At 39.5% G+C, this 19,159-nt stretch carries 21 protein-coding genes, 3 pseudogenes and 1 riboswitch; of the genes and pseudogenes, 19 read left to right on the top strand and 5 right to left on the bottom strand.

Features of this window, described 5'->3' with window-relative positions:
• Positions 1 to 15: 15 nt before the first annotated feature.
• On the bottom strand, positions 16 to 1,035 hold the full coding sequence (locus I858_RS14620; protein ID WP_049693163.1) for an SEC-C metal-binding domain-containing protein: 1,020 nt from the start codon (positions 1,033 to 1,035) through the stop codon (positions 16 to 18).
• A 219-nt stretch (positions 1,036 to 1,254) separates the two neighbouring features.
• Between I858_RS14620 and lepB the strand changes: the two genes are divergently transcribed.
• Positions 1,255 to 1,788 (top strand): signal peptidase I, encoded by a 534-nt coding sequence (lepB, locus tag I858_RS14615; RefSeq protein ID WP_049693162.1) that lies wholly within the window; start codon positions 1,255 to 1,257, stop codon positions 1,786 to 1,788.
• A gap of 66 nt (positions 1,789 to 1,854) precedes the next feature.
• On the opposite strand, the gene I858_RS14610 is transcribed toward lepB, so the two are convergent.
• Entirely contained in the window at positions 1,855 to 3,018 is a 1,164-nt protein-coding gene (locus tag I858_RS14610) for a pyridoxal phosphate-dependent aminotransferase (RefSeq protein WP_049693161.1), read from the bottom strand.
• Positions 3,019 to 3,103: 85 nt separating this feature from the next.
• Here I858_RS14610 and I858_RS14605 point away from each other — a divergent pair, with 85 nt between their 5' ends.
• The 4 genes and pseudogenes from I858_RS14605 to I858_RS14590 form a co-directional block, all read left to right on the top strand.
• Positions 3,104 to 3,892 carry a carbon-nitrogen family hydrolase gene (locus I858_RS14605; RefSeq protein ID WP_049693160.1) on the top strand — a complete coding sequence of 263 codons (789 nt, stop codon included), beginning with the start codon at positions 3,104 to 3,106 and terminating at the stop codon, positions 3,890 to 3,892.
• Positions 3,893 to 3,943: 51 nt separating this feature from the next.
• A riboswitch (SAM riboswitch) is annotated at positions 3,944 to 4,049 on the top strand.
• Between the two features lie 68 nt (positions 4,050 to 4,117).
• A complete protein-coding gene (locus I858_RS14600) occupies positions 4,118 to 5,131 on the top strand; it encodes a methionine ABC transporter ATP-binding protein (RefSeq protein WP_049693159.1) in 1,014 nt (337 codons plus the stop codon).
• Positions 5,121 to 5,486: pseudogene (locus I858_RS14595) on the top strand (methionine ABC transporter permease); the annotation flags it as partial. The gene I858_RS14600 and the pseudogene I858_RS14595, both read left to right, overlap by 11 nt.
• 1 nt (position 5,487) lies before the next feature.
• A pseudogene (locus I858_RS14590) lies at positions 5,488 to 5,946 on the top strand (MetQ/NlpA family ABC transporter substrate-binding protein); the annotation flags it as partial.
• 67 nt (positions 5,947 to 6,013) lie between these two features.
• On the opposite strand, the gene I858_RS14585 reads toward I858_RS14590, so the two are convergent.
• Positions 6,014 to 6,577, bottom strand: coding sequence for a GNAT family N-acetyltransferase (locus I858_RS14585; protein ID WP_049693158.1), 564 nt, complete (start codon positions 6,575 to 6,577; stop codon positions 6,014 to 6,016).
• A gap of 156 nt (positions 6,578 to 6,733) precedes the next feature.
• Here I858_RS14585 and I858_RS14580 point away from each other — a divergent pair, with 156 nt between their 5' ends.
• The 11 genes from I858_RS14580 to I858_RS14530 all read left to right on the top strand — a co-directional run bounded on the left by I858_RS14580 (position 6,734) and on the right by I858_RS14530 (position 13,494).
• Positions 6,734 to 7,672 (top strand): carbohydrate kinase family protein, encoded by a 939-nt coding sequence (locus I858_RS14580; RefSeq protein WP_049693157.1) that lies wholly within the window; start codon positions 6,734 to 6,736, stop codon positions 7,670 to 7,672.
• Between the two features lie 16 nt (positions 7,673 to 7,688).
• Positions 7,689 to 8,138 carry an OsmC family protein gene (locus tag I858_RS14575; RefSeq protein WP_049693156.1) on the top strand — a complete coding sequence of 150 codons (450 nt, stop codon included), beginning with the start codon at positions 7,689 to 7,691 and terminating at the stop codon, positions 8,136 to 8,138.
• A 370-nt stretch (positions 8,139 to 8,508) separates the two neighbouring features.
• A complete protein-coding gene (locus I858_RS14570) occupies positions 8,509 to 8,892 on the top strand; it encodes a DUF302 domain-containing protein (protein ID WP_049693155.1) in 384 nt (127 codons plus the stop codon).
• A gap of 142 nt (positions 8,893 to 9,034) precedes the next feature.
• Entirely contained in the window at positions 9,035 to 9,295 is a 261-nt protein-coding gene (locus I858_RS14565) for a metal-sensitive transcriptional regulator (RefSeq protein WP_049693154.1), read from the top strand.
• A gap of 137 nt (positions 9,296 to 9,432) precedes the next feature.
• On the top strand, positions 9,433 to 9,915 hold the full coding sequence (locus I858_RS14560) for a DsrE/DsrF/DrsH-like family protein (RefSeq protein ID WP_049693153.1): 483 nt from the start codon (positions 9,433 to 9,435) through the stop codon (positions 9,913 to 9,915).
• A 29-nt stretch (positions 9,916 to 9,944) separates the two neighbouring features.
• Positions 9,945 to 10,310 (top strand): rhodanese-like domain-containing protein, encoded by a 366-nt coding sequence (locus I858_RS14555; RefSeq protein ID WP_049693152.1) that lies wholly within the window; start codon positions 9,945 to 9,947, stop codon positions 10,308 to 10,310.
• Positions 10,311 to 10,324: 14 nt separating this feature from the next.
• A complete protein-coding gene (locus I858_RS14550; protein WP_049693151.1) occupies positions 10,325 to 10,621 on the top strand; it encodes a rhodanese-like domain-containing protein in 297 nt (98 codons plus the stop codon).
• Positions 10,622 to 10,663: 42 nt separating this feature from the next.
• Positions 10,664 to 11,221 (top strand): sulfurtransferase TusA family protein, encoded by a 558-nt coding sequence (locus I858_RS14545; RefSeq protein ID WP_049693150.1) that lies wholly within the window; start codon positions 10,664 to 10,666, stop codon positions 11,219 to 11,221.
• A 39-nt stretch (positions 11,222 to 11,260) separates the two neighbouring features.
• A complete protein-coding gene (locus I858_RS14540) occupies positions 11,261 to 12,388 on the top strand; it encodes an MBL fold metallo-hydrolase (protein ID WP_049693149.1) in 1,128 nt (375 codons plus the stop codon).
• Between the two features lie 43 nt (positions 12,389 to 12,431).
• Positions 12,432 to 12,659 (top strand): sulfurtransferase TusA family protein, encoded by a 228-nt coding sequence (locus tag I858_RS14535; RefSeq protein WP_049693148.1) that lies wholly within the window; start codon positions 12,432 to 12,434, stop codon positions 12,657 to 12,659.
• Positions 12,660 to 12,717: 58 nt separating this feature from the next.
• The gene (locus I858_RS14530; RefSeq protein ID WP_049693147.1) at positions 12,718 to 13,494 is read left to right on the top strand and encodes a sulfite exporter TauE/SafE family protein; all 777 of its coding nucleotides are present in this window, start codon (positions 12,718 to 12,720) and stop codon (positions 13,492 to 13,494) included.
• 41 nt (positions 13,495 to 13,535) lie between these two features.
• Here I858_RS14530 and I858_RS14525 read toward each other — a convergent pair.
• Positions 13,536 to 14,212: pseudogene (locus I858_RS14525) on the bottom strand (NAD(P)H-binding protein).
• Positions 14,213 to 14,348: 136 nt separating this feature from the next.
• Here I858_RS14525 and I858_RS14520 point away from each other — a divergent pair.
• The 3 genes from I858_RS14520 (at position 14,349) to I858_RS14510 (ending at position 18,252) form a co-directional block, all read left to right on the top strand.
• Entirely contained in the window at positions 14,349 to 16,457 is a 2,109-nt protein-coding gene (locus tag I858_RS14520; RefSeq protein ID WP_049693145.1) for a type IA DNA topoisomerase, read from the top strand.
• Positions 16,458 to 16,583: 126 nt separating this feature from the next.
• On the top strand, positions 16,584 to 17,783 hold the full coding sequence (locus tag I858_RS14515; RefSeq protein ID WP_049693144.1) for a MalY/PatB family protein: 1,200 nt from the start codon (positions 16,584 to 16,586) through the stop codon (positions 17,781 to 17,783).
• A gap of 274 nt (positions 17,784 to 18,057) precedes the next feature.
• Positions 18,058 to 18,252: a hypothetical protein gene (locus I858_RS14510; RefSeq protein ID WP_049693143.1), complete on the top strand. Its 195-nt coding sequence runs from the start codon at positions 18,058 to 18,060 to the stop codon at positions 18,250 to 18,252.
• Positions 18,253 to 18,342: 90 nt separating this feature from the next.
• Here I858_RS14510 and I858_RS14505 read toward each other — a convergent pair whose 3' ends face one another.
• Entirely contained in the window at positions 18,343 to 19,038 is a 696-nt protein-coding gene (locus tag I858_RS14505) for a Na-translocating system protein MpsC family protein (protein ID WP_049693142.1), read from the bottom strand.
• Between the last annotated feature and the right edge of the window lie 121 nt (positions 19,039 to 19,159).

Below are 19,159 nucleotides of genomic sequence, written 5' to 3'. Positions count from 1 at the left end.
TAGGCTGAATAACACTTATTTTTTTGCTAGCAATTCTTCGAAATAAGCACTAAATTCTTTTGAACGTTTTAAAATCGTACTCGAAGAAACGTCGAATTTTTCGCTTAAATCTTTTGCAGACAACATAGGTCCTTTTATCAGTTCGTGGTCTTGCAAGAATCTCCAATATCCTGCTACAAGAGCCTCGGGTTTTTGAACAATTGGTTGCTGGCTTACAAGATAACTGTTTAAAATACTAGTAATATTGCCGACCGTTTCTTCATCAAAATTAGCTTGCTCAATATGCTTATCAAGTTCAACCATTACGGAGTCGTGTTCTGGAGAAAGCGAAATGCTTTCTTCTACACTGCCAGTTGAGTACTTAACAATTTGTTCAACAATTGTTAAATAATTATCGCGAAGATAACTTTCGTCTTGCGCAGCATTAGCAGAAGCCATTTGAGCCGTTAACTGATCGAAGAACGGCTTAAACTCTCCTACTACTGTTAAATAGCCGTTAAGGAAAAGGACACCATTTTCTCCAACACGAGAGTCAGGTAATAGGATGGCTAATAAGCCTTGCCCATTTTCCATGTCAGTTGGTGGCTGGTCTGCCATTTCAAGCGTTTCACCAGTCAATGCATCTGTAAATTGAGCTGTTTTTGTATCACCTTTAACATATTGACCAATGAAGACTTTAACATTGTTCCAATCGCCAAGCACTTCTTTTGTTGAAGGACGTTGAGCCAAATCAATTTGTTTTTCTAAAAACTCTTCCCACAGTTCAGGCTTTTTCATAAACAGGAAATTTTCAATAACAAATGCTTGCGCATCGTTTTCAGCCATTGAGTTCATTAAATGCGGCTGCCATTCTTGTTGAAGTTCGCGGAACTCAGTAATATGAGTCTGATTTGGGTTTTCCGAGAAGAACTGTTGGCGTACTTTGAAAAGTTCTTCATTAATCAAATCGTTGATAGACACAGTTTCTTGTTTTCCGTGACACTTTTTGTATTTCTTGCCACTGCCACATGGGCATGGATCATTTCTTCCTACCATTCTAATCACCTACATTTTTTATTGAGTGTAACATATAATCGCGATAGGCTCAAAAGTCTGACGATTCAGACGTAGTAATAAGCTTTATGCATCTAGCTTTTGAAACGTATTCAAAGTCTTTTAACTTGCGACTGAGTAGTAGATTGAGAAGTGTCAGTATGCACAAAGCTGAAGGCGTATTATAATAAAAGAAAACAGGCACGAGTAGGAGGGAACAAGGTGTATAAAGATCCGGTGAAAGAATCGATATCTTGGATGCGTGTCATCTTATTGACAGTGATGATTGTCTTGTTATCGCGCCATTTTCTCTTTGAACCAGTAGCTGTCCATGGTGAATCGATGATGCCGACATTTGAAGAAAACGATAAAGTCGTGTTAGCGAAAATCTATTCTATCGAAAACTTCGATATGATTGTCTTTACTGCTCCAAATGGTGTCAATTTCATCAAACGCGTAATTGGCATTCCGGGAGATATCATTTCCATACAAGATGATCAATTGTATATAAACGGCAAGGCCCAAGCTGAGCCTTATTTAGATAAAAATTATCAAACTGCAAAGCAAATGGGAATGCTTCGACTGACTGAAGATATGGAAGAGTTTACAGTTCCTGCTGCGTCTTATTTCGTGTTGGGTGATAATCGATCGAATAGTACAGATTCAAGAATTCTAGGATTTGTTTCTGAAAAAACGGTTATAGGCGAAGTGAAAATTCGAATTGCGCCATTCAATCATATCGGACTGGTCGAATAAAGTAACATAATCGTATAATGAAAAAAAGACAGCTTTCACTCATTTAAAGGCTGTCTTTTTTTCGTTTTAAAACAAATGGAGCTTTTCGATTCGATCGATTGCTTCAACGATTCGACTTTCGTCAACTAGTAGTCCAACACGGACAAAGCCTTCTCCACCGTCTCCAAATCCACTGCCAGCCGCAACTGAAATATCAGCTTTTTCAAGCAGGAAATCAGCAAATTCAGCACTTGTGAATCCGCCTGGAATGGGCAGCCAAGCAAAGAAAGAACCAAGTGGCGCCGTGATTTCCCAACCGATACGTGTACATTCTGTAACAAGAACATTTCTGCGTTTTTCATACAGGTCTACTAAATCATCCACACATTGTTGATCTGCAGTTAAAGCTTCCGCTGCAGCAAGTTGAACGGCAGGAAATAATCCAGCAAACAAATGATCTTGGATTAAGTTTAATGCTTCAATCATTTTGGAATGTCCGACCGCAAATCCAATCCGCCAACCGGCCATATTGTACGTTTTCGATAAAGTATACATTTCAATGCCGACTTCTTTCGCTCCTTTAGATTGCAAGAAGCTAACTGGTTTTTTGCCTTCGAAGCCTACTGCTCCGTAAGCAAAGTCATGAACAATAGCTAGGTCATTTTCTTTTGCAAAAGCTACGGTTTCATCAAAAAATTCTTTGTTTGCTACTGCGCCAGTTGGGTTATTAGGATAGTTTAAGTACATTAATTTTGCACGCGCGCGAACGGCTTCCGATAACTCGTCATAGTTTGGTAAATAGCCTTGTTGTGGATGTAATTTCATCAATTCAAAGTCAATACCTGCTAATGGCGCTCCTGATAAATAGTCAGGATAGCCGGGATCTGGTAACAACAAAAGATCTTCGGGATTTAATAATGCTAATGGCAATTCAACAAGACCGATTTTTGTTCCACACATAATAGCTACTTCTAAATCAGGATCGATTTCTACGTCATACTCGCGTTTGTAAAAATCTGCGGCGGCTTGTCGCAAAGTTGATATGCCACGAAAAGGAGAATACTTGTGTGTTTGCGGATCAGTAACGGCTGTTTGCAATGCTTTAATAATATGATCAGGGGTAGGTTGATCTGGATTTCCTTGGCCAAGATTGATGACATCGCGTCCTTCAAGCACAGCTTTGGTCGTTTTTGCAACGAGTGAGGCAAAGAATTGAGTAGGTAGATTTTGTAAGCGGTTAGAAAATTCCATATAACTCTCCTTATTTTCGAAATAATTGCACATCTACTCCGAATCTTATAGAATTTAGGATAACTTGTCTACTGGAGGAGAGAATATGAAGATTGCATGTGTTCAAATGGATATTGTATTTGGAGAACCAGAAAAGAACTATCAGCAAGTATTAGCTTATTTAAAAGAGGCAACCGCGAATGGTGCAGATACGATTGTTTTACCTGAAATGTGGAATACTGGCTACGCATTGACAGAACTCAGTACATTAGCTGACAACACAAATCGTACAGTGGAAATGCTGAAGAGTTTTGCAAAAGAGAACACTGTAAACATTGTTGGGGGATCTGTATCAACAGAAAAAAATAAAGGATTTTACAATACGATGTATGTTGTCAATAAAAACGGCGAGCTTGTATCAGAATATGATAAAGCACATCGGTTTGGATTGATGGATGAACACATTCATTTAGAAGAAGGAGACACACTTGGCACATTTGAGTTGGAAAACGTCGTATACGGTGGTGTAATTTGCTACGACATTCGCTTTCCGGAATGGATTCGTGCGCAAGCATTAAACGGTGCAAAACTTATCTTTGTATCAGCAGAATGGCCAGAACCAAGAATTGACCATTGGCGTACGCTTTTGCAAGCGCGTGCGATTGAAAACCAATGCTTTGTCGTTGGTGTAAACCGCATTGGCAGTGATCCCAAAAACGTATTTGGAGGCAGCACAATAGTTATAGCTCCATGGGGAGAAGTTCGTTTAGACATGAAAAAAGAAGAAGGCATTGGTTATGTAGAAATTGATTTGGAAGAAGTAGAAGAAGTTCGCAAACGTATTCCGGTTTTTGAGGACCGTCGCGAAAAATTATATGGAAAATTCAGAATTTGATTGACACCCTGAGTGAATGTATGTAATATGAAATTCAATCTAATATGCATCAACTTATCAAGAGAGACCGAGGGGTAGGCCCTATGACGTCCGGCAACCCCCATTGAGGGAAGGTGCCAAGTCCTGCGGAATGTTTGCACATTCCGGAAGATAAGTCGAGAAATTCAAATTTTCGATGTCTCTTTCTTGATGAAAGAGGCATTTTTTTATTGTTAGGAGGAAGCTATGATACAGATAGAGAAATTGACAAAAACATACACAACCAAACATGGCACGGTCACTGGAGTTGACAATATCTCTTTAGATATTGGGAAAGGAGAAATTTTTGGCATCGTCGGTTACTCTGGAGCAGGAAAAAGTTCGTTAATCCGTTGCATTAACTTGCTCGAACGGCCAAGCTCAGGAAGTGTCAAAGTAGATGGAAAAGACTTAACCAAGTTAAACGGCGAGCAGTTGCGAAAAGCACGTTTGAAAATTGGAATGATTTTTCAACATTTTCATTTGATTAGTCAAAAGACGGTGTATGATAATATCGCTTTTGCGTTACGGGCAGCAGGGACGTCTAACAAAGACATTAAGACGCGTGTAGAAGAATTGCTAGAAATGGTTGGTTTGGCAGATAAGCGTAATGTCTACCCAGCGCAACTAAGTGGTGGCCAAAAACAACGTGTAGGCATTGCGCGAGCACTGGCTAATAATCCTGCTGTATTGTTATGCGATGAAGCAACATCTGCACTAGACCCAAATACGACTTTGTCTATTTTGCGGTTATTAAAAGATATTAATCATCAATTGAATATCACAATTGTTTTAATCACACATGAAATGAACGTAGTAAAAGAAATTTGCGACCGCATGGCCATTATGCAAAGTGGACTTGTGATTGAAGAAGGTTACGTATATAACATTTTCGCAGCTCCTCAAAAAAAACTAACAAAAGAATTTATTTCTAGTGTTGTTTCGTTCAATGTACCAACTCAAATTTTGAGCGGATTTACAGGCACTTTAGTAAAAGTACTGTTTAAAGGCGGCGTAGCTGGCGAAGGCGTTATTTCTGATATGCTCCAGAACTTTGAGGTGAAAGGAAATTTTTTACACGGAGCAATCGAGTATATTCAAGAGCAGCCACTTGGTATCTTCATTATGGAGTTAAAAGGCAATAAATCCGCTGTTACAGATGCTATAAACTATATGGAAAGTAGATTAGCAATAGTAGAGGTGATGTCGAATGGGAATTGAATGGGGACGAATTATTGAGTTATGGCCTGAAATACAAACAGCTTTTTTTCAAACCTTAACGATGATTGGCATTTCTCTATCTGTTGCATTAGTTGTGGGACTGCCTTTGGGAATTTTATTATTTACTACTGATCGCGGCTTGTTTCTTGCAAATCGACCAGTGAATTCAGTAGTCGGCTTTGTTGTAAACATTTTACGTTCGATTCCGTTTATTATTTTATTAGTAGCACTTATTCCATTAACAAAACTTATTACTGGAACTACAATCGGGCCAGTTGCGGCCAGCGTTTCTTTATCCGTTGCGGCGATTCCTTTTTTTGCGCGAATTGTGGAAAACTCACTTCGTGAAATTGACATTTGATACAATAGAAGACATAGAAGATGGTGCAACTATCGCAATTCCAAATGACCCAGTCAATGCTGCACGCGCTTTGCAGATGTTAGAAGATCAGGGTTTAGTAGAAGTGGATCCCGAAGTTGATGAACTTAAAATTTCTGAAAGAGATGTTGTGAAAAATAAGAAAAACCTTGTATTCCAACCTATCGAAGCTGGACAACTACCACGTGCAGTTGACGGCTCTGACTTATCTGCTGTTCCTGGGAATTTCGCATTAGCAGCCGAAATGGATTTGTTAGACGCATTAGCGCTTGAAGACATGCCCGATCAGTACCGTAATGTAGTAGCAGTCAAAGCAGAAAATGAAAATAGTCAATTAGCCAAGGATTTAGTAGAAATTGTCGAGTCGGAATCATTTGAAAAGACGATTGATGAGGATTTTGAAGGTTTTGGGAAACCCGAATGGATGGCTAAATAAAAAACTAAAAAAAAGCTGTTCCAGATTTTTCTGGAGCAGCTTTCTTCTATAGTAAATAAAAAGAAGATTAAGAAACTACTTTTACCATATGATGAAATGGTTCGCCGATAATTGTCCATGGCTCAGAAACGATATAGCCAAGACGTTTGTAAAGTCTTATAGCTCCTTCTTTATCGATATCAACATTAAGAGAAAGCTTACCGCCTCCTTTTGACGATACAATGGCTTCTGCATACTCAAATAGCTTTGAACCAATTCCTTTTCCTTGGTAACTAGGGTCAACAGAAACGGTGTCAATATACCATTCATCCATGCGTGCTTCTGGTTCAATGGTTCGTTCGTGTCCTTGTTCTTTTAGTTGCTCGATTAAATAACGATCTAGTGCTTCTGCTTGATTGCCATGATAAAGCACTAACGTACCAGCAATATCGCCATCTAAAGTCGCTACATGCGTATAATGATAGCTATGACGTGTATTTTCTCCACGGATCATGTCTTCTATCTTTTCAAGTACTGCTTCTGGTTCTTTTTGAGCGGTCATATGATTCGCAATGTCACCGATCGCATTAATAATGAGAGGTGCAATTTTTTCAGCATCGGCGGACTGAGCTTGTCGAATAGTAAGTTCCAAAAAAAACTTCCTCCTTTTACTTGATTTAAAATGGTGTAGCCTGAAATAATAGCTAAATAAAGTGAATTACGTAGTAGAGTTCTGTATGATTGTTTGAAAACCTTCCAATTAGTAGTATAGCAATGAAAAAGATCTTTTACACGAAAGAGGTCACACATGGAAAAAGTAAAGCATGTCCTCACATATGGCGATGTATTTGTAGATTATATTGCTACAAATACCTCTAATACTTCTTTTAATAGACACCTTGGTGGAGCTACAGTAAATGTAGCGACTGGTGTCAGTGGCTTAGGCGTGCCTTCTGAATTTATCACAATTACAGGCGATGATGAAACGTCAACTTTTGTGCGAAATGAACTGCTAAATGAAGGAGTAAATTTAAGTCATGCCATTATAACTCCTAAAAAACGAGTTAGCGGTGTGTATATACAGTTGACTTCTGATTTTGATCGCGTGTTTGCATCGTATGTCAATGAAACTCCAGATCTTCAAGTGACATACGAACAACTTAAATCACAATCTTTTGAAGATGCTAATATTTTTCACTTTTGTTCTGGTACACTGTTTCACCCTAAGGCGAGAACCACTACTCAAAAAGCAATCGAGTTAGCAAAAAACAATCATGTTATTTGTTCGTACGATGTTAATATCCGTCTTTTGCGCTGGGAAAATGAAGAGCTTTGCCGCCAAACCGTATGTGAATTTCTACCATCAGCAGATATTGGTAAGCTGACAAAAGAAGAACTTGCTTTTCTAATGGAAACCGAGTCATTCGAAGAAGGAATGATGCGATTATCGCGTTATGCTATTCCGTTAGTGTTGGTGACAGATGGTGAAAACGGCACTTACGCAGGTTTTCAAAACCAAATTCATCACGTGCCAGAAATTCCGGTACAAGCTGTAGACACGACAGGAGCTGGAGATGCTTTCATGGCGGGAATCATTCGTCATGTCTATTTGTTTGGATTGCCTGAGACAAAACAAGAAGTGATCGAATGTACAAATTTCGGAAATCAAATGGGCGCGCTTTGTGCAACGAAAATAGGCGCGTTAACTGCCATGCCGCGCATGGCAGAATGGAAGAAAAATAACTAGTCGAGGAGAGAAAGTAATGACATTGCATAGTTTTCAGTTAACAGCAGATTGGCCTGGCTTTCGCAACGGTATAGGAGAAATTGAAACAGGGAATTTAAAAACTCAAATTTCGATTCCATCCGAAATGGATGGTCCGGGAGTTGGCACGAACCCAGATGAAATGTTGTTAGGAGCAGCAGCTACTTGTTATATTATCACGTTAGCGGCCATGATGGAGCGCAGCAAATTAGAGAAACAATCGCTAACGATGGAATCAGAAGGAATTGTAGAAGTCGAAAAAGGCGTAACTACTTACAAGCGCATTGTTCACAAACCACAAGTGGTTTTAACAGCAGATGCTTCTGAAAAGGACTTAGCATTGGCACAAAAACTCGCAGAAAAAGCAGAAAGTTCATGCATGATTACACGTGCGATTAAAGGCAATGTGGAAATTGAATTGCAAGCAGATATTAGAAAAGGAAACTAAGATTCAGCAAAGGGATGCCTCATAAGCCTCTTTACATTTATGAGAAAGAGTTGATTTCCATTCCGACGGACGTTTTCCGCGGGCACGGCCTCAGCCAGCTAGGCCGTCTCCACTCCCATAAGCCATTCTGAATCTAAAAAAGGATATAAAAAACGTCCATTTCTGTAAAATGAAAGTTACCATACCATCATTACAGAAAGGACGATTTTTATGTGAAATCCGAAGTTTACTTCCCCAAAGAATAACACGGAAAAGCGATGATGGAGTCCCACGTTTTATTTTTAGTCTGATAGTCTAATGTTTAGTTGAATTTATACCGGGTAGGGTACTCATAGAGCTAAAAGTTAAAAATAAAAGGAGGAACTAACACATGTTTAATTACACAGTAGATACATTAAAAACAGTAAACGAAGCGGTTGAAGCTTTAGAGGAAAATCTAAAGGCGGAGAAATTCGGTGTTCTTTGGAATTTCGATTTGACTGCCAAACTTCAAGAAAAAGGAGAAGACTTCGATACGCCTTATAGAATTCTAGAGGTTTGTAATCCAAAAGAAGCGAACCGTGTGTTATCGGAAAACTTAATGATCGGCTATTTCTTACCGTGTAAAATCGTAGTGTATAAAGAAAGTGATAGCGTGAAAATTGGAATGCCGAAGCCTACTGCTTTGATTGGTATGGTTGAAGACCAAACTATTAAATCGATTGCTGAGGATATTGAAGAACGTTTGATCAAGTGCATCGACCAGTCTGCATAAAAGTCAGACGCTTTTATAAAGGTTCATCCCCGAGTGTTAACGTAATTTTGTTATAAGCTCATCTATTGACAATATACCCTTAGGGGTATATTGTGAATGTAAGCAAGAATCCTTTCGTTTATTAATAGGAGGCATCAATAATATGAAATACGACAAACTTGTTGAAAACCGATTGAAAAGAATAGAAGGTCAGCTCCGGGGCGTTATTAGAATGGTAGAAAACGACGGAGAGTGTAGAGATGTCGTTATGCAACTTTCAGCAGTAAGAAGTGCAGTAGACCGTGCTATCGGCGTTATTGTTAGCGATAACCTTGAAACGTGCGTACGTGAAAGCATAGAGAAAGGCGAAAGCACAGAGAATATGGTAAAAGAAGCTGTTGACTTACTAGTGAAAAGCAGATAAAAATTTTGTTTGACATTCACAGAGAGTTGTCTTAATATACCCTATAGGGTATCAAGAGAGTGCGGCATCACTATAAAACGTTATTTTTTTGGAGAAAAATATACCCCTACGGGTAATTTGAAAATGGAGGCAATACAATGGCACAAGAGCAAAAGAAAACGACGATCGTATTATTCAGCGGTGATTATGATAAGGCGATGGCAGCTTATATCATTGCTAACGGTGCTGCAGCATATGATCACGAAGTAACAATTTTCCACACATTCTGGGGATTGAATGCATTACGAAAAGAAAATCCACCAGCTTTGAAAAAAGGTCGTTTAGAAGCCATGTTCGGTAAAATGATGCCAAGAGGTGCAGATAAACTCGGTTTATCAAATATGCAGTTTGGTGGAATGGGACCTAAGATGATTAAACAAGTTATGAAAAAGCACAATGCATTATCTTTACCACAACTAATTGAAATGGCAGCAGAGCAAGACGTGAAAATGATCGCCTGTACGATGACAATGGATCTTCTGGGGTTACAACAAGAAGAATTGCTCGATGGAATTGAATACGCAGGTGTTGCAGCTTATCTCGGAGATGCAGAAGACGGAAACGTTAACTTATTCATCTAATCAAATTGAATATGAGGGGAAGATGAAAAATGGACTGGATTACATGGCTTTTAGTTGGAGCAGCTGTCCTTTGGTTAGTTTATCGATTCACAACACCTACTAAAGGAGTTCAAACGATTTCTACAGAAGAAATGAAAATGCAGCTTGGCAAGAAAGATAAGCAGTATATCGACGTGCGAACTCCAGGAGAATTTAAAGGGAATCATATCAAAGGCTTTAAAAACATCCCATTAAATGAGTTGCCAAAGCGCATGACTGAACTATCAAAAGAAAAAGAAGTACTAGTTATTTGTCAAAGCGGAATGCGCAGCAGCAAAGCTAGTCAATTATTGAAGAAAAATGGGTTTACTACGATAACAAATATTAAAGGCGGCATGAGCAGTTACCGCAAATAAAGGAGAAATTCATAATGAAAACAATGACAACCGAAGAAGTTCAAAAAATAGTAGAAAGTAACCAAGCGATTCACTTAATCGATGTTCGCGAAACAGACGAAGTTGCAGCAGGGAAAATTCCTAGCGCTATTCATATTCCGTTGGGGTTATTGGAATTCCGTATGCATGAACTAGACAAATCTTCAGAATACATCATGGTTTGCCGATCTGGCGGACGTAGTGGACAAGCTACTCGTTTTCTTGAAGATCAAGGCTATAACGTTACAAACATGGACGGTGGAATGTTGGATTGGAACGGCGAAACAAACTAATCGTCTGCTGAAGAACTGGCAGACTTTCAAGGAGGAAAATTAATGGTACAAACAGATTTAACATTAGATGCAAAAGGATTAGCATGTCCGATGCCAATCGTCAAAGCAAAAAAAACGATGAAAAATATGAATTCAGGTAAAGTACTTGAAATTCAAGCAACAGATAAAGGTTCAACGGCTGATTTTCAAGCATGGGCAAAAAGTTCTGGACATCAGTACATCGGAACTGAAATTGAAGGTGATGTGTTACGTCATTTTCTCCGAAAAGATGGTGCAGGAGCTCCTGAAGAAACCATTACAATACCTGAAATTTCATTGGCAGATTTCACTCGGAAAGTTGAAAACGATGAAACGATAACGATTTTGGATGTTCGCGAAAAAGATGAATTCGAAGAAGCTCATATTCCCGGAGCAATTCATATCGCATTAGGAGAAGTAGAAGCGCGAATGGACGAACTAACAAAAGAAGAGGCTATCTACATTATTTGCCATTCAGGTAGAAGAAGTGGTATTGCAGGAGATATGATGACTAAAAATGGTTTTAATAGACTATATAACGTAGTACCTGGCATGAGAGACTGGACAGGGAAAACTGTTTAAAAATTTTAACTAAAAATATACCCCTGGAGGTAATTTCGCATGACGGTAACAGCAATGAAAGCAATTGAAGTAGCAAAAAAAGTAGTAAATAATCAGCCATTATTTATCTTAGATGTACGAAATGGCGATGCTTTTGCAGATTGGAAAATCGAAGGTGGCAATATCCAGTATTTGAATATCCCTTATTTTGATTTGTTGGACGGCGTCGAAGAAGTGGTTTCAGAATTGCCAACAGATAGAGATATCTTGGTAGTATGTGCCAAAGAAGGATCTTCGGTTATGGTAGCGGAAATGCTGTCAGAAGAAGGCGTTTCTGCAGCTTATCTTGAAGGTGGAATGAAAGCCTGGAGTGAACACCTGGAACCAGTAAAAGTCGGAGATTTGAGCAACGGCGGCGAATTGTATCAATTTGTTCGTCTAGGCAAGGGATGTCTTTCTTACATGGCTATTTCTGAAGGAGAAGCCGCTGTAATTGATGCAACTCGTATGGCCACTGCCTTCTTGGAATTCGCACAAGAAAAAGGCGCAACAATCAAGCATGTTTTCGATACGCATTTGCATGCTGATCATATTTCTGGGGGACGAGCGATTGCAGAAGCAACAGGCGCAACGTATTACTTGCCAGCAAAAGACGCAGAAGGAGTCGTGTTTGACTATGCGGCTTTAGAAAATGGTCTAGAAGTGGCAATTGGAAGCTCGCAACTCGAAATTGAAGCTCTTTACTCACCAGGTCACACAATCGGCTCTACTTCGTTTATTGTAGACAAAAAATATTTGATGACTGGCGATATTTTGTTTATCGATTCAATTGGGCGACCAGATCTTGCAGGTCTTGCTGAGGACTGGGTAGGGGATTTGAGAGAATCTCTTTACTCACGTTATCAAGAACTAGCAGATGAGCTAATCGTTCTTCCAGCTCATTTCATGATTATTGATGAATTGAATGAAGACGGTAGTGTGGCTAAAAAGTTGAGCGACTTGTTTAAAGAAAACCACGGTCTTAATATTGCAGATGAGCAGGAATTCCGTGACATGGTCACAAAAAACTTGCCTCCTCAACCGAATGCCTATCAAGATATTCGCAAAACAAATATGGGTCAAATCACACCAGATGAAGAAATCCAGCGTGAAATGGAAATTGGACCAAATCGCTGCGCAGTACGTTAAGTAAAAACAAAAAAATTACAAACAACCTAAAGGAGAGATACTGATGAAATCAACTAAAGTATTAGACGCGAAAGGATTAGCATGCCCAATGCCAATCGTAAAAACAAGAAAAGAAATGAAAGATATGGAGAGCGGAGAAGTTCTTGAAATTTTGGCTACTGATAAAGGTGCACAAGCAGATTTAGCTGCATGGGCAAAGTCAGGTGGACACGAATTAATGGAATCTCAAGTAGAAGGCGACGTCTTTAAATTCTGGATCAAGAAAGGCTAAGAGCTGGATCAAAGGGTATCGTTACGATGCCCTTTTTCCTATTAGAAAGGTGATTTAAATGAGCATAGATTTTATCGTTATTATATTTATCATCGGCTTTGTTGGTTCTTTTATTTCTGGAATGGTAGGAATCGGCGGCTCAATTATCAAGTATCCCATGTTACTCTATATACCAGTAATGTTAGGATATACGGCTTTTAGTGCTCACGAAGTATCGGGCATCAGCGCTATACAGGTATTCTTTGCGACGATCGCTGGGGTATGGGCGTATCGTGGAAGCGGTTATTTGAATAAAACCTTAATTGCTTATATGGGTGGTGCCATTCTCGTCGGTAGTTTTATCGGTGGCTTTGGCTCTACTCTACTATCAGAGCAAGCGATTAATATTGTCTATGCTATACTCGCAACGATTGCTGTCGTAATGATGTTTATGCCCAAAAAAGGCGTCGATGACATTCCGCTTGATCAAGTGACATTTAACAAATGGCTAGCTGCAGGATTAGCTTTTGCTGTGGGAATTGCTGCCGGTATTGTTGGGGCAGCAGGAGCTTTTATTTTAGTGCCCATTATGTTAATTGTATTGAAAATTCCAACACGGATGACCATTGCAACATCGCTTGCCATTACGTTTTTGTCGTCGATTGGTGCGACGATCGGTAAAATTGTCACAGATCAGATTCTATATGGTCCGGCAGCTGTGATGATTGTGGCAAGTATACTCGCAGCACCGCTTGGAGCTAAGCTCGGACAAAAGATGAATACGAAGTATCTCCAATGGATTTTGGCTTTATTGATTTTAGGTACAGCCATTAAAATTTGGTCAGATATTCTGTAATACAAAAAAGCGGACGCCTGTTGAAAAGGCGTCCGCTATTTCTATTTTTCAGTGCTTTGTGCACTTATGATTTCGATTCGATCGGATGGGTAGGTGTAGTTGCCAGTCCTCTCAATTTGAGCTACTTCATACATAGTGACTGCTACGTCTTTTGCTTCAACAGGTTTGTATTTTTTCATTTTACCCTTTAGTACTTTGCTAATAACAGGGCTTAGAAAAGTAGCGGCTTTTTCACCTAAACGAAATTCTTGACGTTCTCCAAGCAACAGAGAAGGTTGGAATATATGTAAGGCAGTCAAGCCTGTTTTCTTCAAATTCAGCTGTAGTTGTCCTTTAGTGCGACTGTAAAAAACTTTTGAGTTGGAGTCGGCTCCTAATGCGGTAATAACTAAAAAATTTTTTACTTGATGAGACTCTGCCAATTCAGCCATTTTGAGGGATAGTCATAATCGACTTTTTTGAAGGCTTCTTGTGATCCGGCTTTTTTGATTGTCGTACCGAGACAACAATAAACATCGTCGACAGTAAAATAGTCGGCATAGTCATCCAGTTTGTCGAAATCGGTAATGGTCTGTTCAAGTTTTTCATGTGTTAGTTCGAGTGGATGGCGCACCAAAATTCTTACCTGGCTGTAGTGTGAGCTGTTTAAAAGGATATGGAGCAATTCATTGCCGACCAGTCCGCTGGCTCCTGCTAGTAAAGCAGTTTTATTATTCATCGTGAACGACTCCTTTGTCTATGTGTTTTCGCTTAGAACCTACTATACCCCAATATATAGGAAATTGTCTTTTTGCTTTGAATCTTTGGCTAAAAGAGTACAATAAGATTAAGAATGAACGGAGAGGAAGAAACGCATGAAACCAGTAATAGTCGCTGAAAAACCAAGTCAAGCCAAGGCTTACGCGGAAGCGTTCAAAACTACGAAACGTGACGGCTTTATTGAAGTTACACCGGATACGATTTTCCCAGAAGGTGCCTATATCACGTGGGGCATCGGACACCTCGTCGAATTAAAAGAACCAAAGGCGTATGATCCGAAATGGGGAAAATGGTCACTGGCTGCACTGCCGATTTTGCCAGACACCTACCAGTTTCAAGTAGCGAGAGGCAAGACGCAGCAATTCGGCATTATAAAAAAATTGATTTTTCAAACCGATACGGTCATCAATGCTTGTGACGTTGACCGGGAAGGATCCAATATATTTTATAGTATCTACTATCATACGGGAGCTAAAGGTAAAAAGATTCAACGATTGTGGATTAATTCACTCGAAGCTGATGAAGTTAGAAAAGGTTTTCAAGAACTGCGCGATAATCGGCAAGACCTGTTGCTGTATCAAGAAGCGAAAGCGCGTCAAATTAGCGATTGGTTGGTCGGCATGAACGGCTCTCGTTTGTACTCTTTATTGCTTCAAGAAAAAGGCATACGCGAAGTTTTTGCGATTGGACGTGTTCAGACGCCTACTGTTTTTCTGATTTATCAGCGTGAAAAAGAAATAGAAGCATTTGTCCCAGAGCCTTTTTATGAAATCGAAGGTCTATTTGATGCGGAAAAAGGACGTTACAAAGGAAAAGTGAAACTAAGGGCAAAGGAGCGAAAAGAAGCAGAAGAACTATTAGCAAAACATGCTGTTACTGCAAAAGAAGAAGGCGTCGTGACGCAGGTAAAGACGACAGAAAAACGCACACCGCCGCCACAGCTTCATTCCTTATCCACGCTACAAGCAGCGGCCAATCGGAAGTGGAAATACAGTCCTGCTAAAGTTTTGTCTGTTATGCAGGGACTGTACGAAAAAAAGCTTGTCAGCTATCCAAGAACCGATACCCAGCATATTACACCGGGCGAATTTAGTTATTTGGCAGGACAAGTCGAAAAATACCAGCAATTGATTGAAGCACCATTCTCAATTGCTTCCAAAGTGCCGAAAAAACGATTTGTAGACAGTTCCAAAGTTCAAGAGCATTACGCCATCATTCCAACAAAAACCATCCCGACTGCTAGAAAATTAGCAGGACTGGCAACAGATCAGCGCAACTTATATGAGGAAGTATTGCGGACGACATTGGCAATGTTTCACAAAGATTACCGCTATGCCGAAACCAAGGTGACAACAGATGTTAAAGGACTGGCGTTTTTCACTACCGGAAAAACAGAGCTTGAAAAAGGGTGGAAAGAGCTATTTCCTTCCGCCAAAGAAACGAAAGAAGAACCGTCTCTTCCAGAACTACGTGAGCAGGAGCGAGTTAAAAGCAAAGTCGATATAAAAGAAAGCATGACAACGCCACCAAAACCGTATACCGAAGGACAGCTGATTGCCATGATGAAAACGTGCGGGAAGTTTGTAGAAGATGTAGGGGATACTGAAATTTTAAAGGAAATTGAAGGGCTTGGGACAGAAGCGACGAGAAGTGGGATCATTGAAACAATCAAACGTCATGAATACATTTCAGTCACCAAAAATATTGTTTCGATTACTGGAAAAGGTCGTATTCTTTGTCAAGCCATTGAAGGGAATTTATTGTCGAGTCCATCAATGACCGCCAAATGGGAAACTTATCTGAAGAAAATCGGTAAAGGTGAAGGCTCAGCGGAAGTGTTCCTCGCAACCATCGGCAAGTTTATTCAAAAGTTGCTGGACGAAGTACCGGGACAAATGTTGAAAAATGGATTACCTGAACAGTTAGCGACACCCGATGCCAAAGATGAAATTGCTCTTTGTCCAAGATGCAAGACTGGCATGATTGTATCGCGGAGAGGTTCTTACAATTGCACTGAATACGCTACTGGTTGCAAGCAATCGTTTCCCTCGACGTTCTTGAAAAAGCGATTAACTGCTAAACAAATTGAATACTTGTGCACGAGAGGCAAGACACCGGTTATTAAAGGTTTTGTTTCAAAAAACGGTAAGAAATTTAATGCTAAGTTGGTGTTAGAAGAAGGCAAGTTGAAAATGGAGTTTTAAAAACCTGTTTCGTTAATTCAACTCGTATCGTAATCGGAAAGTTCGATTGGTTGCAATGAATTAGCGCTTTATCTAATAATGAGTACTAAGGAAGAAACCAGTTATTAGCAGGAAAGGAAGTTTCATATGAAATATAATTTTGATGAAATCATTAATAGAAGAGGCACTTATTCTTTAAAGTGGGACGGAGAAGAGGTAATTAAGCAATTTGGATTAACAGAAAGATACGATGAACATACCATTCCTTTGTTTACCGCCGATATGGATTTACCCGTTCCACAGCCGCTAGTCGATGCTTTGCACAAAACAGTGGACCACCGAATTTATGGCTATTCTGTTTTTCCGGATGAGTATTTCGGTGCTATTCAATCGTGGTTACAAAAACGGCATGACTGGAAAGTGGAAAAAGAACATATCGTTTACAGCCCAGGAACAGTTCATGCGCTGAATATTGCGGTAAAAGCATTTACTGAACGAGAAGACGGCATTATCATTCAACGTCCTGTTTATCCGCCGTTTACTTCTGTGATTGAAGGGAATGGCCGGAAAGTCGTGAACAATGCGCTACACGTAGATGAAGAAGGTTATTATTCAATTGACTTTGAGGATTTTGAAGCGAAAGCAAAGGATGACCATACGACAATGTTCATTTTATGCAACCCACATAATCCAACAGGTCGAGTTTTCAGTAAAGAAGAGCTGAAAAAGATGGCGGCGATTTGTCATAACAATAATGTCTTAATCGTAGCCGATGAAATCCATGGAGATCTACTGCGTCGCGGAAATCAGTTTACTCCTATGGTAAAAGCAGCTGATCATACTGAACACGTTATTACGTGCACAGCAATTAACAAAACCTTTAACGTGGCGGGGTTGCATTGCACCAATGTTATTATCTCCGATGAAGAGCTTCGGACTCAGTTCGCTACGGAAATGGGTATGCAACTAGCATCTCCTTTTGCGATTGCGGCTTTGATTGCGGTTTATAATGAAGGTGAAGATTGGTTGGATCAGCTGACTGACTATGTCGATGGCACAATGACGTATATCAAAGAGTTTTTGGCTGAGCGCATGCCTGAAGTGAAAGTGGCTATTCCTGAAGGAACTTATATTATGTGGTTAGATTTTAGTGGTTACGGCATAACAGCTGAAGAAATTCATGATCGCATATACAATAAAGCCAATGTTCTACTTGAAGACGGCAGTATGTTTGGTGAAGAAGGAGAGTTTTATCAACGGATTTGTACACCTTCTCCGCGCCCACTGATAGAGGAAGCTTTGGAAAGAATAGCAAAAGCATTTGAAGATATATCCAAAAAAAGATAGTGCAGTAAACCTGTAGTAAGTTATGGATGAGTGCTGATTTCTTTATTTTTAGCGCGATATTTAGTATCATAAAAGTACTTGGAAAATAAAAGCGTTTTAATTTAGGATTAACTTTTAACTAGCAATCATGCTTTTTTCATGTTGTTGCTACTTTTATATCTTGGTTAAATATTTCAGACAATAGAGCTGAAGTAAAAGCCGAAAAGAATGCCTTGAAACAGAGGCAGTTCTTTTCGGCTTTTCTAGTTTCTGAACAAGAAAGGAAGTGGTCGTTATGTATTACTTTGTAGATCATAAGAAAAAGAAGATTCATCAACGCCAGTTTGCCGGAGATCGGTGTGGTTTTGTGGAGACACCTGTAGAAAAAAGGGAATTTACTGACCAAGTTGAGTATGTTCAACAGCTAGAGATAAAAAATTTTTACGAAATGTGTAAATATTGCCGGCAAGCTCAGAGCATTAGTAGCTAAAGAGGTTACATTTATAAATAAGCTAGGCAAAAAACCATAGACAAACCTAGAGTGCCTGGGTTTGTCTATGGTTTTATAAGCTGGAATTTATTATTTGGCAGGTTCTAGTAATAACAAAGTGTAGCCTTTATCCGTAATAAAGTTCCAGTCAAGAAATACTGCTGAAATAGGTTGCTTCAAAATAGCTTCAATCCGAGTCTGCAACAATAATCTGCGCTCTAAAGGACGTTTGACTAATTTCAATTCTTCAATAAACCCTCCACGAATGAGTTCTTTTTCAATTTCGACAAAAATTCCGGTACGCTCGATCAACAATGTGCGGTTGTTGAGCCAATACAAATCCGTTTTTTCAGGAGTTTTTTGTGCTTTCCGACTAGCTTCCTCCACTTCCTCGAGAACACTTTCTACTTGAATAACTGAATCCCACTCAAAGTCGTCAGCTGGAGATTTATCGGTCATGACAGCTAGAATCATTCCCGTCTGATCATCTAAATTCCAATCAGCGTAGACATCTTCAATATCCACTTTGCTAATTTCCCATAAATCTAATTTTATATCTACAACCAATTGATTCATCAACAGATCACGCGTTTCTAATACTCTGCGATGTTCTTGTTGTTTCAGTAAAATTTTTTCAGGAGGAGATAAAAATCCACGCAGGTGGATCGTGATAAAAGGAGGCTTGACAGTTACGAATACTGAAGTAGGACCTTTTCCAAAATGATTGCGCAATAAAGTAGAAATGTAGCTGCCAACTTCAGTATGAATTGTTTTTTCGTTAGGCATGATGTAGTCTCCTTTTCTTGGCTTGGGCAATATAAACGCCAACCTCTCTTTAGTACATCTAATTAAAAATAGATGGAAAAAGAGTAGTCTGCCTAGTGTGCTTTATTATACGGCAATTGCG

It is taken from the genome of Planococcus versutus (genome assembly GCF_001186155.3).
In the GTDB taxonomy this organism is placed as follows: Bacteria; Bacillota; Bacilli; order Bacillales_A; family Planococcaceae; genus Planococcus; species Planococcus versutus.
This window is presented reverse-complemented; position numbering and strand designations above follow the sequence as displayed.

Coding starts and splice junctions, on each gene's coding strand:
- I858_RS14620 (WP_049693163.1), bottom strand. CDS start 1,035: ATGGTAGGAAGAAATGATCCATGCCCATGTGGCAGTGGCAAGAAATAC.
- I858_RS14610 (WP_049693161.1), bottom strand. CDS start 3,018: ATGGAATTTTCTAACCGCTTACAAAATCTACCTACTCAATTCTTTGCC.
- I858_RS14605 (WP_049693160.1), top strand. CDS start 3,104: ATGAAGATTGCATGTGTTCAAATGGATATTGTATTTGGAGAACCAGAA.
- I858_RS14600 (WP_049693159.1), top strand. CDS start 4,118: ATGATACAGATAGAGAAATTGACAAAAACATACACAACCAAACATGGC.
- I858_RS14580 (WP_049693157.1), top strand. CDS start 6,734: ATGGAAAAAGTAAAGCATGTCCTCACATATGGCGATGTATTTGTAGAT.
- I858_RS14575 (WP_049693156.1), top strand. CDS start 7,689: ATGACATTGCATAGTTTTCAGTTAACAGCAGATTGGCCTGGCTTTCGC.
- I858_RS14570 (WP_049693155.1), top strand. CDS start 8,509: ATGTTTAATTACACAGTAGATACATTAAAAACAGTAAACGAAGCGGTT.
- I858_RS14565 (WP_049693154.1), top strand. CDS start 9,035: ATGAAATACGACAAACTTGTTGAAAACCGATTGAAAAGAATAGAAGGT.
- I858_RS14560 (WP_049693153.1), top strand. CDS start 9,433: ATGGCACAAGAGCAAAAGAAAACGACGATCGTATTATTCAGCGGTGAT.
- I858_RS14555 (WP_049693152.1), top strand. CDS start 9,945: ATGGACTGGATTACATGGCTTTTAGTTGGAGCAGCTGTCCTTTGGTTA.
- I858_RS14550 (WP_049693151.1), top strand. CDS start 10,325: ATGAAAACAATGACAACCGAAGAAGTTCAAAAAATAGTAGAAAGTAAC.
- I858_RS14545 (WP_049693150.1), top strand. CDS start 10,664: ATGGTACAAACAGATTTAACATTAGATGCAAAAGGATTAGCATGTCCG.
- I858_RS14540 (WP_049693149.1), top strand. CDS start 11,261: ATGACGGTAACAGCAATGAAAGCAATTGAAGTAGCAAAAAAAGTAGTA.
- I858_RS14535 (WP_049693148.1), top strand. CDS start 12,432: ATGAAATCAACTAAAGTATTAGACGCGAAAGGATTAGCATGCCCAATG.
- I858_RS14530 (WP_049693147.1), top strand. CDS start 12,718: ATGAGCATAGATTTTATCGTTATTATATTTATCATCGGCTTTGTTGGT.
- I858_RS14520 (WP_049693145.1), top strand. CDS start 14,349: ATGAAACCAGTAATAGTCGCTGAAAAACCAAGTCAAGCCAAGGCTTAC.
- I858_RS14515 (WP_049693144.1), top strand. CDS start 16,584: ATGAAATATAATTTTGATGAAATCATTAATAGAAGAGGCACTTATTCT.
- I858_RS14510 (WP_049693143.1), top strand. CDS start 18,058: ATGTATTACTTTGTAGATCATAAGAAAAAGAAGATTCATCAACGCCAG.
- I858_RS14505 (WP_049693142.1), bottom strand. CDS start 19,038: ATGCCTAACGAAAAAACAATTCATACTGAAGTTGGCAGCTACATTTCT.